Below are 18,360 nucleotides of genomic sequence, written 5' to 3' on the forward strand. Positions count from 1 at the left end.
CTTTTAGAAAGCTATTGGACGGTTGCCTTCATAAGCCTGCTTCAACAGTGCCCTGACGGATTCAAAATCCACCTTCTTTGGGTTAAAAGGCGTGGTTTCAACTGTTTCTTTGGCGGCGATATCAAGATGCTCTTCCCTCATTCCCAGATCTTTAAGACTTCCCGGAACATTAATATCACGGGCGAAATCATATATACCGCCCGATGCGCTTTTCGTGCCCATGGCGGTCTTTATTTTTTCCATTGCTGATGGAGATGACGTTTCATTATAGGCAACAGCATAAGGCAGGATCACACTGTTTGATTCCCCATGCGGAATGCCATGATGCCCACCAAGCACATGACATATTTTATGATGAATGGCGATGCCGGCAAGATTAACGCAATAGCCGCTCAGCATGCCACCATAAAGCACCTGTGCCCGGGCGCTTAGGTCATTAGGATTTAAAATACTGCCTTTTATTCCTTTTGTCAGTGAAGCAATTCCTTCTATGGCATAGAGGTCAGAAACCGGACTTTGATCCTTTGCATAAAGTGCTTCCACACAATGGGCGAGGCTGTTCATGCCGATCGTGCCGGTAAGGTGGGCGTTAAGCCCAGTTGTCAGTATCGGATCATAAATAGTGGTTCTGGCAATAACCTTAGAGTCGCGGCCGGTTTTTTTATGGTTCCCGATCAGCATGCCATAAATTGGTGTGCTTTCCGAACCGCACGGGGTGGTAGCAACAACAATAAATTTAGCATCGGTTCTAAGGGCAATGGCCTTGCCGATACCAATCGTTGAACCGCCACCTATGGCAACAATGCAATCTGCGTTTTTTTTGTTATAAAGATCAAGCGCTTCCATGGCGACATGTTCCGGGCAATGGGGCTTTGCACCGTCATAAAGGGCCACACACACTGATTCCAGACTTTCAATGATATGATTAATCCGCTTGACCATCCCCGCGGAGCAGGCAATCATAACCCGACTGCAGCCAAGCCTTTCCACTTCGTCTTTCAGCTTTAAAGCGGCATTTTCAGCGAAGACGGCTCTGGTCGGAATGGGGGTATATTCAAACTGCATTTCTTTGTTCCCAAGCTTGACAGCGGATATTCATTAGGTATTATTATAATAACATTAAACAAGTGACAATATTTTTCTCTAAATTATAGAAATGGAATGATAAATGAGCAATGATCTACTGGACCGCCTGAAAAAAATGGACAGTTGTGCAGTATCGGATGCGATGGATAGTCTTGGGCTTCCGGGGGAAGTAACAGGCATTACAAACCAGACAACAAAAAATAAAATTGTTGGTCGTGCCCTGACTGTTGAGCTTGGTAGCAAAGCCCCTGACGGGGGAAGTGCCAGACATCTTTGCTCGGGTGCCATTGAAAGCGGAAAAGCGGGTAATATTATTGTTATTCAGCAAAGTACCGGGATTGATGCAGCCGGATGGGGCGGTGTTCTTTCCAATGCGGCTCAGTATAACGGTATCGAAGGGGTGATCGTTGAAGGACCCGCCCGTGATATTGATGAGGCAGCCGGGCTGGGTTTTAGTGTTTATGCACGTGGTCACACGGCACGGACGGCAAGGGGACGGGTTTATGAACAATGTTTCAATCAGCCGATCAAAGTGGGGGATGTCTCCGTCAGTCCGGGTGATTATGTTATTGCCGATGGCAGTGCTGTGGTTTTTATTCCCGAAGCACGCGCGGAAGAGGTGATCAAAATTGCCGAACGCATAGTGGCAAAAGAAAAGCTTATGACAGAAGCGGTGCGCTCAGGAACGCCTGTCGGAACAGTTATGGGATCAAACTATGAAAATATGCTGGATGACATGGGTAAGTAGGCATGGATAAATCGACAAAAATTATCATTGCGGGTGCCGGTATCGGCGGTCTGACAGCGGCAGCCTGCCTGCTGCAGGAAGGATATCATGTCCGCGTTTATGAACAGGCCCCCAAACTTGGTGAAATTGGTGCCGGAATTCAAACCAGCGCCCCGGCGGTGAAAGTCCTTCATCATCTTGGCCTCGCCAAAAAACTGGAGGCAGTCTCAGTAAAGCCAAAATCATTTGAATTCAGGCTCTTTGACAGTGGTGAGGTGCTTCATAAACTGCCGCTTGCAGAGGCGCATGAAAAACAGCATGGAGCCCCCTATTATCATATTCATCGCAGTGATATTCATAAAATTCTGGCGGACCGTGTTCTTGAGCTTGACCCTGAGGCGGTGGTCCTGAACTCTACTGCTTTGGGATTTCGTGAAGATAAGGACAGTGTGACCCTAAAACTCGCGGATGGCCGGGAGATAAAAGGGGATATTCTGATCGGGGCTGATGGAATCAAGTCAGCTATCCGTGATCAGATTGTTGGCGTGACCGAGCCGGATTATACAGGACAGGTGGCCTGGCGGGCGACCGTTGATGTTCAAAAACTGCCGGAAGATTTTATGGATAAAATTGTCGCGATCTGGTGCGGGCCCAAAAAACATGCCGTTGTCTATTATCTGCGCTCAGGAAAATTGCTTAATTTTGTTGGTTGCGTAGAAAATAGCAATTGGAAAGAGGAAAGCTGGACGGTGAAGGCATCATGGGATGCTTTAAAAGCGGACTATGCTGGCTGGAACAAGGAAATACAAACCATAATTGATAATGTTGATAAGGACCAGTGTTACCTTTGGGCCCTGAATAATCGTAAACCTGTTGATAACTGGCGTACTGAGCGTGCCGTTATAATAGGTGATGCAGCGCACCCGACGTTGCCTTATATGGCATCCGGTGCGGTCATGGCGATCGAGGATGGTGCCGTATTAATGCGCTCAATAAATGCCAATGACGATGTGGCAGAGGCCCTTGATATGTTTCAGAGAAACCGTCTTGACCGCACCGCCAGGATTGTTACAGGCAGTACGGAAATGGGGGATCTTTATCATTTGTCCAACAGGGAAGAATTTGAAAAAGGGTTCGCCAAAAGAAACGTGGCCAAGGAACGTAATGAATGGCTTTATGCCTATGATCCTTTAACAGTTGTGTTAGTCTGAGTTTTCTTTTTCCTGAAGCCATATCCGGTAAGAAGGACGGACAAATGCCAGTGAAAGTGTGGCGAGCAACGACATCAGGATAAGCAAGTAAAATGCTTTATCATAATTTCCGAACCGTTCATACATGACCCCAACTACATATGGACCAGCTGCAAATCCCGCAGATAAAATCATGGTCATGGTGCCGACAGTCCGCGGCAATATTGCCGGTCCAAAAGCCTGCCGACAGAGATAGGGTACATCAACAATTGTTCCGCCATGGGAAATGCCGCGGGCAATGGCAAAGGCAATCAGGGTTGTTGTTCCGGCAACCGGAAAGGCAAGAATTACCCCAAGACCGATTGTCAGATAGCAAAGCATAACCCCTTTGATTGCGAATTTATCAAATGCCCAGCCAAAACACACTTTACCCAGAATGCTTATTGTCATGATCAGGCTAAATGTCCAGCGGGCCAGATTACGGCCCAGCCCGGCGTCCTTATCTATATATTCGACAGTATGCTGCAGCATACTTTGATCAACAAATCCGATCAGGAAAACACCAATGCTCATCATAATAAATGTTTTTCCTTTTACCGTACCAATGAAATCAAGGAATTCAGGCGGTAAATTTTCGTCCTTCGTGATATTTTTATTTTTTATTCCTTCTGTTTCAAGCCCGAGTGCTTCGGGTGTTTCGCGGGCAATAAGCAGGAAAAAGGGCAGGGCAAAAAACCAGATGCCGGCGCTTAATATGGCCACTGCCGTCCGCCAGTCATAACTATTAAGAAGAGGTTCCAACACAAAAGGCAGTGTCGCGCCGGCGGCAGAAGTCCCAAGCAGGGCAAAGCCAAGCGCCAGTCCGATCCGCCCGTGAAACCAGCGGGAAACGATTACCTTTACGGTGATCACCAGGCTTATTGAGCCTATTCCCAAAAATGTGCCAACCAATGCCAGATGCCATAGTTTTGTTATAAATATAAAGGATATCATGGTCAGCCCAACAATAAGACTTGTAATAATTGTCGTCAGCCGGGTACCAAAACGTTGTATAAATTCACCAATAAAAAAGGCGGCTACGGCACCAGAGATAAATTTTGCACTGGCCAAAATGGTTACATCACTACGGGTCCAACTGAACTGATCTTCCATAGGTCCATAGAGTAAAGGGAGCATCATGGTCGGGATGCCAAAAATAAACATATGGCAGAAGAATGAAGCAAGAACCACCATCCAGCCATAGTAAAATAGTGCTGGCCGGTCATTTCCTGAGAAGTAGGTTTCTATGACACGCACGGGTCAGAATTCTACAGGAAGTTATTCGGATAAATCATTGTCCGCCACATATGGGCAACCGGGCTGTTATCAAATCCAAGCCCTTCTTCCGGCTGCTTGAAATGTCTGCCGATAATATCTTCAAAATCATCAATTTCTGCTGTGACATTTGGGTCAAATGAATAAATATCATTGATAGTGATCTGGCGGGCTGTCATATACCATTTGTGGTTTCTGGCATATTCGGCGGCTTCTGCTATATAAGGCTCCGGTTTAAAATCTGGACCAAAATAACGGATGTAGGCTTCAGGATATGCATAACCAACTTCCTCGTCCGGATAAAATCTTAATGCCTGATGATATTTGATGGCCCAGGCAATTTCCTCATCAACATAAGGGGCAACCATTTGCGAGCCCCAGTAGCCATGATCCATTCTGATCAGGCCACCAACGGAAATATCATGAAGCAGACAGGCAAGAACAATTTTCTCAGGCAGGCCGTTTTTGCGGGCGAGTCGGGCGCTTTGACACATATGCTGAACGGACCCCAGACGTTTTTTGTAAAATTCAACCAGGGTCGGTTTTTCCGACATTTTTGGAAGTCGCGGATCATCACCCATCATGAAATACTTGTCGCGTTTTACACCTTTTACTATTTCCTCACCTTCCCGGCCATATGTCGTGCAAATGCCTGGTTTTACAACAATTTGATCGAGTTCTTCACTCATTGCAAGTTCAAGTGCATCAGCTTTTTCAGAGGCAGACATTGCGGCAAGAGCTGATGCCCCACCAACGGCTGCTAGAAACTTTCTTCGGTCCATAATGTGATCCTTATTTTGCTGGTCATATGCGTCATATTATATCTATATTAAAATCATAATACACGCGCTTTATTTAAATCAACTATAACTACTATTATAATAACAGTAAATATAAAAATACAAGCTTGACTTCAACTTTTCTTTACTGCTATTACAATAACACTTATATAATGATATTAAAATGGATATTCTCCATTAATCAGGAAGGATCAGGGATGTTAATTGATTGTCATGCTCATGTCAGTGCGCCGGCAAAATTATGGGCTTATAAGGCGACTTTACTTGCTCATAGAGGTTCTCATGGCCGTGGTAAAGTCGTTATATCAGATGATGAAATGATTGAAGCCCTTAATACCCCGCATATGGGACCTTATGGTCATCTTCCCTACTTAAAAGAAAACAGTATTGACAAGCAATGCATTTCCCCGCGCCCGTTTCAGATGATGCATTCGGAAAGCCCGGCCAGGATTGTGGACTGGCTTCATGAAGAAGTAAATAATGTCATCTATCGCCAAACCCAGCTTTTTCCCGATATTTTCGTCGGGGTAGCAGGATTGTCCCAGGTTGCGGGTAGGCCGATTGAAGCCTCCCTCCCTGAGCTTGAGCGCTGTGTGAATGAGCTTGGCTTTAAAGGGTGTCTGCTTAACCCTGACCCGTATGAAAATGGCGGGCAGGAAGCGCCGGGACTAGGGGACCGATATTGGTACCCATTATATGAAAAACTGTGCGAACTTGATGTGCCCGCGCATATCCATAGTGCCGGGTCCCGTTCGGAGAGGACCCCATATTCACTTCATTTCATTAATGAAGAAACGATTGCGGTTCAGCACCTTCTTAAATCCAGTGTTTATGATGATTTTCCGGATCTTAAAATAATCTGCTCCCACGGTGGCGGGGCTATCCCTTATCAGATCGGCCGTTTTGATTCAGCATCCATGCGCGGCAAGGGCCTTAGGTTCAGGGAAAAAGTGCGTAAATTATATTTCGATACAGTACTTTATTCTGAAGCCGCCCTTGAGCTGCTGATAAAGGAAATCGGCGCTGATCGGCTATTGTTCGGGGCGGAATGTCCCGGGGTGGGCTCAACCCATAATCCGGATACCGGAAGAACCTTTGATAATATAAAACCCTATATTGACGGGTTCGATTGGCTTGCAGACGAGGACCGCCAGGCAATATATTCAGGAAATGCAATAAAGGTATTTAACCTGGATTGATTGCAGGCGGAGATTTCAAAGGGATAAATTTCATGGCAGAAACACCAAAATCCGAAAAATTATCAAGCTTTAGTGAAAAAGTTACCAAGGATAATATCAGGCCGCTTTGGGATGTGCTGTCAACTCTTGTAACGCCGGAACCCAAAAGCCGCTGTGAAGCCGCTTTATGGAAATATAGTTCTATACGCCCGGTGCTGATGGAAGCGGGCGGACTGCTCACAGCGAAAGAAGCAGAACGACGTGTTCTTATTTTGGAAAATCCAGGCATTCCAGGTGAGAGCAAAATAACAACGTCCCTTTATGCCGGCATTCAGCTGGTTCTGCCCGGGGAAATTGCGCCGGCGCATAAGCATTCGCAATCGGCCTTTCGTTTTGTGCTTGAAGGCGGTAATGGGGCTTATACGGCGGTTAATGGTGAAAAAGCCTATATGGAAGTCGGTGATCTTATTTTAACCCCAAGCGGCACCTGGCATGATCATGGTAATGAGAGCGATGATCCTGTGATCTGGCTGGATGGGCTTGATATTCCGATTGTACAGTTTTTTGATACATCCTTTATGGAACATCATACCGAGGATGAGCATCCGCATGTTAAGTCAGACGGTGATTCACTGGCCCGTTATGGCAGCGGCATGCTGCCAATGGATTATGAAGCCGAGATGCCGACATCGCCGGTTATCAAATATCCCTATTCAAGAACGAAACAGATATTGAATAAAATGAAGGAAACAAAGGATTGGGACCCCTGCCACGGTCTTAAACTGATGTATGTTAATCCTTCTGATGGAAAATCGGCCATGCCGACGCTAGGCGCTTATATGCAGCTTTTACCGGAAGGCTTTATTACGTCCTCTTACCGTTCAACCGATGCGACCATTTATTCAGTTGTGGAAGGAACCGGCAAAACCAAAATAGGTGACAAAACATTGGAATGGGGGCCAAAGGATACTTTTGTTGTGCCCAGTTGGCATCACCATCAGCATATCGCGGATAGTGAATGTGTGTTATTCAGTTTTTCGGACCGTCCGGTTCAGAAAGCATTGGGTCTTTGGCGCGAAGATCGTGGAAACAGATAATTAAATCAGGAGAGTTATATAATGGGTTATGTCTTTGAACCACCCGTCGTTTCAAGTGTTGCAATTCATGGAAGCAGTGATCGTTTTCCTGTGCGGCGCATTTTTTGCGTAGGGCGAAACTATGCGGCCCATGCCCGCGAAATGGGGCGTGACCCAGACCGTGAGCCGCCATTTTATTTCATGAAGCCGACGGATGCGCTGGTGGATAATGGTGTTGATGTTCCCTATCCTCCGCAAACAGGCAATCTTCATTATGAAGGCGAGCTTGTTGTGGCGATCGGTAAGGAATGCGTGAATGTCTCAACAGAAAAGGCTCTTGATTATGTCTATGGTTATGCGGTGGGCAATGATCTGACCCGTCGTGATCTTCAACTTGATGCCCGTGAAAAGGGGCGCCCCTGGGATACGGGAAAAGGATTTGATAATTCGGCGCCGTGTTCGGAAATACATACGGTTGATCAGGTCGGTCATATTGCGGATGCCCGGATATGGCTTTCGGTCAATGGGGACATAAAACAGGACAGTAATGTCAATAAGCTGATCTGGTCAGTGCCGGAAGTGATTGCCAATCTGTCAGGGTTGTTTACACTGGAACCCGGTGATCTGATATATACCGGAACCCCGGAAGGGGTCGGCTCGGTTGTCGCCGGTGATGTCATCCGTGTCGGTGTAGAAGGCCTTACAGAATTGGAGACGAAAATTGTCTGATATTATTTTACATGGTATGTGGCGCAGCTCTGCTTCCTACAGGGTGCGTATTGCCTTAAATTTAAAAGGGTTAGACTATCAGCAGAAAAATTATGTTCTGGCCAATAAAGAACATAAGACGGCAGAATTTTTATCAAAAAATCCGCAAGGATTAATTCCTGCACTTGAAGTTGATGGAAAAGTCATAACCCAGTCACTGACTATTATTGAATATCTGGATCATATAAAAGCGGAAAACAGACTATTGCCGCTTGATGTGGATGAAAGAGCACGGGTACAGTCAATCGCCTATGCCATTGCCTGTGAAATCCATCCGCTTAATAACCTTCGCGTGCTACAATATCTGAAAAATGATATGGGACAGGATCAGGACAGTATCAATAAGTGGTACAGACATTGGGTGGCCGTTGAATTTACCGCGCTGGAAAATAAATTATCATCCGATCCGGCAACCGGGAATTATTGCCATGGGGACAAGCCGGGCTTTGCCGATTGTTTCCTTATTCCGCAAATTTATAATGCACAAAGATTTGACTGTGATCTGTCGGGATTTCCGACACTTATGCGCATTAACAAGGCATGTCTGGAAATGAATGCGTTTAAGGAGGCAATACCGGAAAATCAGCCAGATGCCCCCTAAAAAACTAGTAAGAATGAGGGGATGATTAATAGTCCCCTTCAAGCTCAAGGAAATCAGCAATCAGGCTGCGGGCGTGGCTTAAGTCCGTATTGCGCCAGGCATTGGCAACCATCACATTCGGGTCGCCCGAATGAAGGCGCTCATACATTTGCTGCCGGGCACCATATCCATCACCGCTCAAATCCCAGGCAAATTTGCAAAGCTTATGACGATCCATTGGTGAACTGTCCTTACCACGCATATAGACATCCAGATATTCTTTAATTTCCGGATTGTTCCAGTCCTCGGCTGTCGGCAGGAAAATAAGTGAACTGGTGCCAATATGTTCAATCAGCTCGATGAAACGCTCTGAAACCATTGTTGTAAAAGACCGCCTTTCCGGTGCCAGCGCCGGTTTATAATTCCCGGCCGCTGTTTTGGTTGCTTTAATCATGGATAGCTCAAAACTTGATTTAATCGCCCCCATATAAGTGCACATTTCACCGAGCTTGGCGATCACTTCCGGGCGATTGAGAACGCCAGACGTTTTGGCGAGCATTTCAGCAATGGCACAAAGAATTTCCAGGCGGAGAATGGTCAGGGACCCACCGGCAAAACTGGCCCAGGTCATGACGTTCGACCTGAAAAGCTGGTTGGCTTTTAGTGGTTCGCGATATAGGAAAATCCGTTCCCAAGGGATAAAGACATCATCAAAAATAATCAGGCTGTCCACTTCGTCATAAACGGCAGATGCAGGATGGTCAAGCGGGTTACGGCCACCATGGGCTTCACGGGCAATTTGGCTTAATCCCGGCGCATCGCAGGGAACAGTAAACCAGATGGCAAATTCTTTTTCGTCTTCTTTAAAGCCATAAGTCGGGCATATCATGATTTCGTTGGAATAAAGGCCGAATGTATTAAAACGTGCGCCGCGAACGATAATGCCATCATCACGTTCCTTAACAACGCGCACACAGCGGTCAGGGTCCTGGCTCGGACGCAATGATTTATCCATGCAGGGGTCATGTAGTCCATGGGAAAGACACAAATCATTCTGACGGGCAAATTTTAAGTAATCAGCGGCATTCTGGCCAAATGCCGGATTGAGTTTTGCCAGTTCATGACGGATGTCATACATCCCCACTGTCATTCCGGCTACAAAATCGGGCAGTCGGCCAAGCATTCCCATAGCATCATTGACCCAAACGTCAGTGTTGGTTCTTTTTGCGGCCAGAATTTCTTTTGTATCCGGAACAGCATAGGAATATGAGCAGCGAACACCATCTTCATCAATAAAGCTCATTTTATCCTGATATTCGGGTTCATGCTGTTTGTCATAACTTTCAGCAATTTTATGGGCCATTTTTGAAAATATCGGGTGGGTTGTGACATCTTTTACACGTTCACCTTTATAAAAAACAACGCGATCATCGCGGAGGCTTTCAAGAAATTCGGCACCATTCTTTACGCCTTTTCCCTTAATGTTTTTGTAAGAGGACATTTTTACGTCCCGCTCAACTGCAGGTTTGTCCAGGGTTGTTTTTATATCCATAAGAATCTCCAATTTTTAGTCTGAAGAAATTCTATATGGTTTGTAACTGTGGATCAAGAAAAAAGTGTTATTATAATAACATTAAAATTACAATTATGATAATGTTAATTTTTTTCCTTTATTTATGTCATTGGCCAAAGGTAATAAGGCTTGGTGAGTAGAAATAAACATGTGACACTATTTTTTATTCATCATTGATAATATGGACTTCCTATGTATATTATGGAAAAAATAAATTCGGGTATGAAGATTTATGGATAAGAAACATTGGGGGCTACGTCTGGTTATTCTGTTATTGTCATTAATAATGCCATTGGTAATTCAGGCGCAGGAACATAATGAAAATGATGAAATACCCTTTGATGGTAACCCGACCTATTCACAGACATTTAAAGAAAATATTTCCAGTGCTGTCGCAACGCATCCAAGAATAGCGGCGGCGATCGCCCAGCGCGATGAACAAAGATATGTGGAGGATGAAGCGAGAGCCGGCCTCTACCCGCATTTGGAAGTGGGGCTTACAGGACGTCACAGACTTGCCGATAATTTTGAGGATCGCTTTGATAATATTACGCAGCGTAGCTTACGTGATACGGCGGCCAACGTTACCGTGACAGGGCGCCAGCTGCTTTATGACGGAGGTAGTACCTCAAGTAAAATTGCCAGTGCAAAATATGCTTTTTCTGCTGCCCATGAAGAATATAGCATGGAGGCCTCTGGAGTGGCACTGGCCGCAATAGAAACACATTATACTGTGTTGCTGCAGAGAATGAGGAAGGCTTATCATCAGGAGAATGTTGATAGGCACCGGGAAATTCTGGATATGGTCAACGAGCGCTTCAAAAGCGGACGAGGGCCAAACCGTGATGTAACACTGATGGAGTCGCGACTTGCCATTGCCGAGACTGAACAATCACGGGTTCAGATGGATCTGGAAGAGGCGATTAGTAATTATGTTGAGGTATATAATTTTGCACCGGAAAACCTGAAAAGACCGGCACTTGTGCTAAATATCCCGACTACGGAAAATGAGGCCTTGGAAATTGGATTTCAAAATAATCCTATGCTGGTCATGGCCTCTTCACAGTCACTTTCTTCGAAAGAATATATGAATTCAATACGTGCTGAAAGACTGCCAAGTGTTTCGGTTGAGCTGGCAGCTACAAAGTATGATCTTGAACGGGGAAATCCGGATTATGATGTAACCGGACGCGTGGTGATCAATTACAGCCTTTATAATGGTGGTGCCAGCTCAGCGCGGATATCCCGTTCCCTTAAAAGCTATGAACGAACACGCCACTCCGAAGATAATATAAATCGGGAAGTGAACCGGAATATTAAAGTGGCTTATCAGAGTATGGAAAGTCAGGCGCGTCAGGTTATCAGCCTGCAAAAAGCCATGGAGGCCAGCCGGATTAATCGCGATCAGACCAGAGAGCAATTTGAAGTGACAGGTGGAAGTCTATTTAATCTTCTGGAGGCTGAGAAAGAGCATCAGAATGCAAAGGAACAGCATCTTGCTGGTGTTATAGATTATGATATTGCACAATTCAGGTTACTTGATGCAATGGGAACTTTGCTGCCCGCTCTAAATATACTTATTAATAAGGTTGGCGATGAGTGAAAATAAAAAAACAGGCACAGAATTGCTAAATAAAAACCATTGGTTTTGGGGAGCATTTCATCAGAACTGGTGGACATACGGGCAGATTATTCTTGCGGCGATTATGATTAACTTCTTTTCGCTCGGCAGTTCAATTTTTATTATGACTGTCTATGACCGTGTCATTCCCAATAATGCGGTGGAGAGTCTGGTCGCACTTTGCATTGGTATGATTATTCTGATCAGTTTTGATTTCCTGCTTAAATTTCTTCGGGCCTATTTTATTGATTCAGCCGGGCAAAAAGTTGATCTGAAAGTGGCAAAAGGTATTTTTGACAGGATTATGAAATTAAAACTGGCTTCACAAAAAGGATCAACCGGGCGGTTGGTCAATATTGTCCGCGAATTTGAAAGCCTGCGTGATTTCTGTACCTCGGCCTCATTGGCAACTTTGGTTGATATACCTTTTATTCTGTTATTCCTGACAGTAATTATCATCATCGGTGGTCCTGTCGCTATCGTTCCGGCGCTGGCCATTCCGATTGTGTTGTTTATCGGCATTTTCATTCAGCCGTTTCTGTCGCGGTTTTCCAGTGAAGGTATGCAACAGGGGCACAGCAAACAGGGCACTTTGGTTGAGATGGTTTCCGGACTTGAAACATTAAAAAGTCTCGGGTCCGACAAGTTATTTCATGATCGCTGGGAAAAGGCCGTTGACCAGCATTCAAGTATCAGTCTTAAATCCCGAATGTTCAGCCAGATCGCTATCAACAGCGCCGCAACAGCGCAGCAGGTTGCACAAATTGGAATAGTCGCTGTTGGTTTTGCCAGGATTATGGATGGTGAAATGTCGATGGGGGCGCTGATTGCCTGTGTCATTATTTCAGGGAGATGTCTTGCCCCGCTCGGTCAGCTTGCCAATCTGCTGACACGCTATAACCATGCCAAGACGGCTTATCATGCACTTGATAATCTGATGGCGGAACCCAGTGAGGATGCTGAAGGGCGCGATTTTATCCGCCGGAACAATATCAAAGGTAAACTTGAATTTCAGAATGTAAGCTTTAAATATCCCGGAGCCACAGGAAAGGTTCTGGAAAATGTTTCCTTCAAAGTGGAAGCGGGTGAGAAAGTTGCAATATTAGGGACAATAGGGTCCGGAAAAAGCACGATCCTTAGAATTGCTGCGGGGCTATATGAACCTGACGATGGGGCCGTACTCCTGGATGATACGGATATTCGGCAGATCATTCCTGAAGATCTCCGTAAAAATATGGCAATGGTCTTACAGGATGTTTTTCTTTTTTCAGGCAGCATCAAGGAAAATATCACAATGGGCGACCCGCAGATCAGCGATGACGATATATTGCATGCGGCAGAAATTAGCGGTGTACAGGACTTTCTGGGTGGACTGCCCAATGGGTATGATCTGCAGCTGCGTGACCGTGGCGATGGTCTTTCAGGCGGGCAGAAGCAGTCATTGGCCATATGTCGGGCCCTGGTCAGAAAATCACCTATTCTGATGATGGATGAACCGACAAGCTCCATGGACACGGGCTCTGAACAAAAGCTTATTTACCGGCTAAAGGAAGAACTTAAGGAAAAAACCCTGCTGGTGGTCACGCACAGACCAACCATGCTGGAGCTTGTTGACCGCATCATCGTTATTGAAAAGGGTAAAGTTGTCGCCAATGGCCCCAAGGATGATGTGATCAGAATGCTAACACCCAAAGGGAGCGATCCCAATCTGGCAAAACGGGGGAAAGCATGATTAAGCCTAAATTTGCTGCCAATATCCTCCTGCTCAGTATATTCGGCTTTTTTGTTCTTTTTATATTATGGGCGTCTTTTGCCGAACTTGATGAAGTAACAAAAGCGCCGGGACGGATTGTACCGAGTAAACAGATACAGGTTATCCAGAATCTTGAGGGGGGCATTATCAAGGAAATTCTGGTCAGTCAGGGGGATGAGGTAAAGGCAGGCGATGTTCTTGTGCGGCTTGACCGTACGCAATTTGATGCAGACTTTAACCGAAATGAAGAAGAATATTTATCCCTTGAAGCCAAGATTGCGCGGCTAATGGCAGAAAGTGAATTCATCGTGCCGGTTTTTGACGAGAACCTGACCAACAATCATGAAAATCTGGTTACCAGGGAAATTAATCTTTTTAATGCGAGAAAAGCGGAATTTGATGCAACCATCAGCAGCCTGGAAGCGCGTTTAAGACAAATAGAACAAGCGCAGATTGAAGCAGAAGTCAGTCTGGTCAGTGCTAAATCCGCCAGTGAACTGGCCGCAACAGAAGTCGAAACGTTAAGGCCACTTGTTGAGCGCGGCATTGAACCCCAGCTTGAGCTGATCCGGGCGGAACAAAGAAAAATTGAAGCTGAAGGGGATCACCGTAAGGCAGAACTGGGCATAGAAAAGGCCAAAAAATCTGTTGAAGAAACCAATTTGCAGATTGAAGCGGAAAAACAAAAGTTCCGTGCCAGTGTTCTTAACGAATTAAATGAGGCACAGACGGATCGCAACCAGTTGCTTGACAGCATGCCGACCCTATCCGACAGAGTAAATAGAACCGATGTCATTGCCCCGACTGATGGGATCATCAATCAGGTGCTGGTCACGACCATCGGCGGTATTGTTGACAGTGGAATGCCAATTGTAGAACTGGTCCCGCTTGATGATACATTGCTGGTGGAGGCAGAGGTAAAACCATCGGATATAGCGTTTCTGCGGCCCGGCCAGCAGGCCCGGGTTAAGCTTACGGCCTATGATTATGCGCGATATGGTTCACTGGATGGCAATGTTGAAAATATAAGTGCGGGTGCGATCCTTAATGATCAGGAGCAGTATGTTTATGTGATCAAGGTACGCACAAAGGAAAACAGTCTTCCGTCCACAGAAGGTGATTTGCCGATCCTGCCGGGCATGGTTGCTGAAGTCGATATTCTGAATGGTAAAAAAACAATTATGCGCTATTTGATGAATCCTGTTCTTAAATTAAAAGATAATGCCTTCAGGGAAAGATAGGATTCTAGTTTTGTATTAAAATCGATAGAATTTGAGTGTTTAGTTAACAAAAGATTAATAAAAGACTTGCCAATTTGGATTTTAAAATTTAGCCTTACTTTAGTTCTTGTATGTTCATTCAGGGGGGTAAGATGCATTTTTCCAAACTTAAATCAGCAGATAATTTCAATAAAAAGACCAATCAAAATTATGTTATAAATAGTCGGGCAGTTAAATTTAGTAGCTCCGGACTTGCATTATTATCTCTTGCAGCATGTGACGGGGGAGGAGCAAGCCCTACAACCTCAGCTCCACCCGCAGGTGGCGGAGGGGTTACTACGCCTCAGGTTGCCGGTTTTACTGAGATTTCAACCAATACTTTTCTAGCAAATAATGATCTGGATAGTGTCTTTAACAGATCCACAAGTACTGCGGACCTTACTGTGTCAGGGGCAGGTGGAGATGATACAATTATAACAGGGTCGGGCAATGATTATTTATTTGGGCAAGGTGGGAATGATACACTCCAAGGAGGTGCTGGCGTTGATGTTCTATCCGGTGGTGCTGGTGCTGATATGCTGGTGGGTGGGCCCGGTTTTGATTTTGTTGGCTATATCGATTCACCGGGCGGCGTAACGGTTAATCTTGCAACCGGTCAGGGGTCCGGTAGTTATGCAACCGGGGACAGATATACGACTATTGAGGGGGTCTTTGGTAGCGATTATAATGATACGATCACAGGAAATTCAGCTGATAATTTGTTCGAAGGGTTTAGTGGTGCCGATGTTTATGATGGAGGGGCAGGTGAAGATTATGTTGCTTATACAGCTTCCCCATCCGGAGTTATTGCTAATCTTGGCTCTGGTTTTGGTAGTCTTGGCGATGCTCAGGGGGATACCTATACCAATATCGAAGGGATCATAGGGAGTGATTACAATGACACTCTGACGGGTGATGCACTGGCTAATTATTTTGAAGGTGGCGCAGGAAGCGATACCATAAATGGTGGCGACGGTAATGATTTAATCTTTGGTCTTGAGGGTGTTGACACTATAAACGGTGAAAATGGTCATGATATCCTTTCCGGTGGTGATGGGGGAGACACGATAAATGGCGGTGCCGGGTTTGATTTAATCTCTGGGGATGCCGGCAATGATATTATCGATGGTGGTGATGATCAGGACCTGATTTATGGGGATGCCGGCAATGATACGATTTTTGGCGGTACCGGCTGGGATATTATTGAAGGCGGTGAAGGTGCTGACACGATTGACGGTGAAGCTGACAAGGCTGTTTTGAGTTATGCTTTATCTACAGCAGGCGTAACAATTAATCTGGCAACCAATTCTGCATCTGGTGGCGATGCGACAGGAGATACATTTACAAATATTGATGGTGTTTTTGGCTCAACCCATGATGATGTTCTCACAGGAGATGATAACGACAACTATCTGGATGGTGATGAAGGGGCGGATATAATATCAGGCGGAGGTGGGGATGATTATTTTTATGCCTACCAGTCGGAAGGCTCCGCAACGGAAGATCAGTTTGATGGCGGTGATGGTTTTGATAAATTGGATCTTATAGGCTCAAGTGCAATAACAACTTTTGCAGTCGACCTGTCCACTGTGAGTGCTGTTAACATTGAAGAAGTCCGTATGGGCCATGATTATAGGGAAAGCCTTACCCTCACAAACCAGGATGTTATTGATGTAACCGACGTGGATAATTTCCTGGTGATTTTGGGACATGATACAGATTCAGTAAGCAGTGCATCGACCTGGACCTATACCATGGATGTTATGTATGACGGGGAAATTTATCATCGTTATACAGGCACCGGAACAGAAGTTTTGGTTTATACGGAAATCGGGTCACAAGCCGGATTTTTCAAACCGGCTGCAAGCTTCAATGAAACAATTACCAATGTCTTTGATGCCGTGGATAACAACAATTCAACATTAAGCAAGGTGCATGTAACAGTTGGATTGACTGTAAACGGAAAAGACGGTGATGATTTGATCGCAACGGGCGATGGAAATGATACTATTAACGGTGGTAACGGAAACGATTCAATCCGGGGTAATGGAGGACTTAACGCAATATTCGGTGATGCGGGAGATGATATATTGATTTATGATGGGAGTGCCAACGCTTATGATGGGGGGGCAGACAGTGATACTCTGCTGTTGGTTTATGAAGCTGAAGAGATTGATTTATCAGTCGTAGCTCTGACAAATATCGAGACTATTGATCTGGACATTGAAAATGCGAACAGCATGACGTTGACGGCTCAGGATGTTCTGGATGTAACAGATGGTGGCAATCAGCTCATAATAGCAGGTGATAGCGAAGATACCGTAAATTCAACTGGCCAAGGATGGGTGCAAGGAGCTGATCAGATTATTGATACAAACACCTATCATAGTTATACATTTGGTGCTGCAGCGTTATTGATTGACGAAGATATCGTGCAGACGATCACTTAAGACGATCAGTTAATTGACTTTTCCTGCCTGTTCCAATAACCATTTCTTGAGGGCAACGACTGGGGCATATCCTGAATGGCTTGAAGGCGTGATCAGATAATAACCGGCGCTGTTTACTAGGGGAACATCCATTAATATTTCCAGTTCGCCCCGCTCAAGTTCTGTATTTATCAGAAAATGAGGGAGGATGGCGACGCCAAGCCCGGCAACCGCGGCCTGGGTGACCATGGAAAACTGTTCCAAAATCATGCCGCGACTGTTGGGTGGCGTAATATCGTTTTGTTTGAACCAGTCGGACCAGGCATTAGGCCGGGTTTCCAGATGTAAAAGCGGGATGCGGGTAATTTCTTCGGCGCTTTTAACCATATGATCACCAATAAGTGATGGGGCTGCCACGGGAACAGCTTCTTCACTCATTAAAAATGTCCCTTCTGTTCCCGGCCAGTTTGGATGGCCGAAATGGATAGCACAGTGAAGCTCTTCATTTGCGAAATCAAATGGGGAAAGTTTGCTGGTAAAGTTCACTGTGATTTGCGGGTTTCTGGCAAGAAAATCAGGAAAGCGCGGCATCAACCAACGCATACCAAAAGTAGGCAAAATAGCAAAATTTAAAGTCTGTCCCTGCGTGTCGCTTACGGCATTGAGAGAAGCGTTGCGGATCAGCCTTAAGGCACCGGCAATTTCAGTTGCGTATTTTTCCCCAACATCAGTCAGGATGATGGATTTCTTGACCCGTTTAAATAATTTGATCCCAAGCTGTTCTTCAAGAGCATTTACTTGCCTGCTTATAGCGCCCTGGGTCAGGTTTAGTTCCTGGGCTGCGAGGGTGAAGCTGCTGTTTCTTGCTGATGCCTCGAACGCCATAAGCATGCTGGTGCTTGGTATAAGTCTTCTTTGTCCCAGCATAGACCATTAATCCATTACAAAAAGTCATTAACCTATGATCAAGAATAGGTTGTTATTGCCTATAATTTTTTGTATTTTA

General features: G+C 45.4%; 15 protein-coding genes. 10 read left to right on the top strand and 5 right to left on the bottom strand.

Annotated features, from left to right (window positions below; all coding sequences use genetic code 11):
• Window positions 1-3 precede the first annotated feature (3 nt).
• Window positions 4-1,065, bottom strand: a complete 1,062-nt coding sequence (locus R3D86_10120; protein MEZ5758564.1) for a maleylacetate reductase — start codon at window positions 1,063-1,065, stop codon at window positions 4-6.
• A gap of 103 nt (window positions 1,066-1,168) precedes the next feature.
• On the opposite strand from R3D86_10120, the gene R3D86_10125 reads away from it, so the two are divergent.
• Window positions 1,169-1,834: a hypothetical protein gene (locus tag R3D86_10125; GenBank protein ID MEZ5758565.1), complete on the top strand. Its 666-nt coding sequence runs from the start codon at window positions 1,169-1,171 to the stop codon at window positions 1,832-1,834.
• A 2-nt stretch (window positions 1,835-1,836) separates the two neighbouring features.
• Window positions 1,837-3,024 (top strand): FAD-dependent monooxygenase, encoded by a 1,188-nt coding sequence (locus R3D86_10130; GenBank protein MEZ5758566.1) that lies wholly within the window; start codon window positions 1,837-1,839, stop codon window positions 3,022-3,024.
• On the opposite strand, the gene R3D86_10135 is transcribed toward R3D86_10130, so the two are convergent.
• Window positions 3,016-4,299 (bottom strand): MFS transporter, encoded by a 1,284-nt coding sequence (locus tag R3D86_10135; protein MEZ5758567.1) that lies wholly within the window; start codon window positions 4,297-4,299, stop codon window positions 3,016-3,018. The two genes, R3D86_10130 and R3D86_10135, sit on opposite strands and share 9 nt — an antisense overlap.
• An 11-nt stretch (window positions 4,300-4,310) precedes the next feature.
• Window positions 4,311-5,099: a hypothetical protein gene (locus tag R3D86_10140; protein MEZ5758568.1), complete on the bottom strand. Its 789-nt coding sequence runs from the start codon at window positions 5,097-5,099 to the stop codon at window positions 4,311-4,313.
• A gap of 215 nt (window positions 5,100-5,314) precedes the next feature.
• On the opposite strand from R3D86_10140, the gene R3D86_10145 reads away from it, so the two are divergent.
• From R3D86_10145 to maiA, 4 genes are read left to right on the top strand one after another with little or no spacing between them, the layout of a single operon-like run.
• Complete coding sequence (locus R3D86_10145) at window positions 5,315-6,316, top strand: amidohydrolase family protein (protein ID MEZ5758569.1); 1,002 nt, start codon at window positions 5,315-5,317, stop codon at window positions 6,314-6,316.
• Between the two features lie 32 nt (window positions 6,317-6,348).
• Complete coding sequence (gtdA, locus tag R3D86_10150) at window positions 6,349-7,392, top strand: gentisate 1,2-dioxygenase (protein ID MEZ5758570.1); 1,044 nt, start codon at window positions 6,349-6,351, stop codon at window positions 7,390-7,392.
• 21 nt (window positions 7,393-7,413) lie between these two features.
• Entirely contained in the window at window positions 7,414-8,100 is a 687-nt protein-coding gene (locus tag R3D86_10155; GenBank protein ID MEZ5758571.1) for a fumarylacetoacetate hydrolase family protein, read from the top strand.
• Window positions 8,093-8,740, top strand: coding sequence for a maleylacetoacetate isomerase (maiA, locus tag R3D86_10160; protein ID MEZ5758572.1), 648 nt, complete (start codon window positions 8,093-8,095; stop codon window positions 8,738-8,740). Before R3D86_10155 ends, maiA begins: the two co-directional genes overlap by 8 nt.
• Before the next feature lie 25 nt (window positions 8,741-8,765).
• On the opposite strand, the gene R3D86_10165 is transcribed toward maiA, so the two are convergent.
• On the bottom strand, window positions 8,766-10,271 hold the full coding sequence (locus tag R3D86_10165) for a 4-hydroxyphenylacetate 3-hydroxylase N-terminal domain-containing protein (protein ID MEZ5758573.1): 1,506 nt from the start codon (window positions 10,269-10,271) through the stop codon (window positions 8,766-8,768).
• Between the two features lie 253 nt (window positions 10,272-10,524).
• Here R3D86_10165 and R3D86_10170 point away from each other — a divergent pair, with 253 nt between their 5' ends.
• From R3D86_10170 to R3D86_10185, 4 genes are all read left to right on the top strand, one after another.
• Entirely contained in the window at window positions 10,525-11,895 is a 1,371-nt protein-coding gene (locus R3D86_10170; protein ID MEZ5758574.1) for a TolC family protein, read from the top strand.
• Window positions 11,888-13,645 (top strand): type I secretion system permease/ATPase, encoded by a 1,758-nt coding sequence (locus R3D86_10175; protein ID MEZ5758575.1) that lies wholly within the window; start codon window positions 11,888-11,890, stop codon window positions 13,643-13,645. Before R3D86_10170 ends, R3D86_10175 begins: the two co-directional genes overlap by 8 nt.
• The gene (locus tag R3D86_10180; protein MEZ5758576.1) at window positions 13,642-14,907 is read left to right on the top strand and encodes an HlyD family type I secretion periplasmic adaptor subunit; all 1,266 of its coding nucleotides are present in this window, start codon (window positions 13,642-13,644) and stop codon (window positions 14,905-14,907) included. The genes R3D86_10175 and R3D86_10180 overlap by 4 nt, the downstream gene beginning before the upstream one ends.
• Window positions 14,908-15,038: 131 nt before the next feature.
• Complete coding sequence (locus R3D86_10185) at window positions 15,039-17,375, top strand: calcium-binding protein (GenBank protein MEZ5758577.1); 2,337 nt, start codon at window positions 15,039-15,041, stop codon at window positions 17,373-17,375.
• 9 nt (window positions 17,376-17,384) lie between these two features.
• On the opposite strand, the gene R3D86_10190 is transcribed toward R3D86_10185, so the two are convergent.
• Entirely contained in the window at window positions 17,385-18,281 is an 897-nt protein-coding gene (locus tag R3D86_10190) for a LysR family transcriptional regulator (protein ID MEZ5758578.1), read from the bottom strand.
• Window positions 18,282-18,360: the final 79 nt, after the last annotated feature.

It is taken from the genome of Emcibacteraceae bacterium, assembly GCA_041396985.1.
Taxonomy (GTDB): domain Bacteria; phylum Pseudomonadota; class Alphaproteobacteria; order Sphingomonadales; family Emcibacteraceae; genus Pseudemcibacter.

Coding starts and splice junctions, on each gene's coding strand:
- R3D86_10120 (MEZ5758564.1), bottom strand. CDS start 1,065: ATGCAGTTTGAATATACCCCCATTCCGACCAGAGCCGTCTTCGCTGAA.
- R3D86_10125 (MEZ5758565.1), top strand. CDS start 1,169: ATGAGCAATGATCTACTGGACCGCCTGAAAAAAATGGACAGTTGTGCA.
- R3D86_10130 (MEZ5758566.1), top strand. CDS start 1,837: ATGGATAAATCGACAAAAATTATCATTGCGGGTGCCGGTATCGGCGGT.
- R3D86_10140 (MEZ5758568.1), bottom strand. CDS start 5,099: ATGGACCGAAGAAAGTTTCTAGCAGCCGTTGGTGGGGCATCAGCTCTT.
- R3D86_10145 (MEZ5758569.1), top strand. CDS start 5,315: ATGTTAATTGATTGTCATGCTCATGTCAGTGCGCCGGCAAAATTATGG.
- gtdA (MEZ5758570.1), top strand. CDS start 6,349: ATGGCAGAAACACCAAAATCCGAAAAATTATCAAGCTTTAGTGAAAAA.
- R3D86_10155 (MEZ5758571.1), top strand. CDS start 7,414: ATGGGTTATGTCTTTGAACCACCCGTCGTTTCAAGTGTTGCAATTCAT.
- R3D86_10165 (MEZ5758573.1), bottom strand. CDS start 10,271: ATGGATATAAAAACAACCCTGGACAAACCTGCAGTTGAGCGGGACGTA.
- R3D86_10170 (MEZ5758574.1), top strand. CDS start 10,525: ATGGATAAGAAACATTGGGGGCTACGTCTGGTTATTCTGTTATTGTCA.
- R3D86_10175 (MEZ5758575.1), top strand. CDS start 11,888: ATGAGTGAAAATAAAAAAACAGGCACAGAATTGCTAAATAAAAACCAT.
- R3D86_10180 (MEZ5758576.1), top strand. CDS start 13,642: ATGATTAAGCCTAAATTTGCTGCCAATATCCTCCTGCTCAGTATATTC.
- R3D86_10185 (MEZ5758577.1), top strand. CDS start 15,039: ATGCATTTTTCCAAACTTAAATCAGCAGATAATTTCAATAAAAAGACC.
- R3D86_10190 (MEZ5758578.1), bottom strand. CDS start 18,281: ATGCTGGGACAAAGAAGACTTATACCAAGCACCAGCATGCTTATGGCG.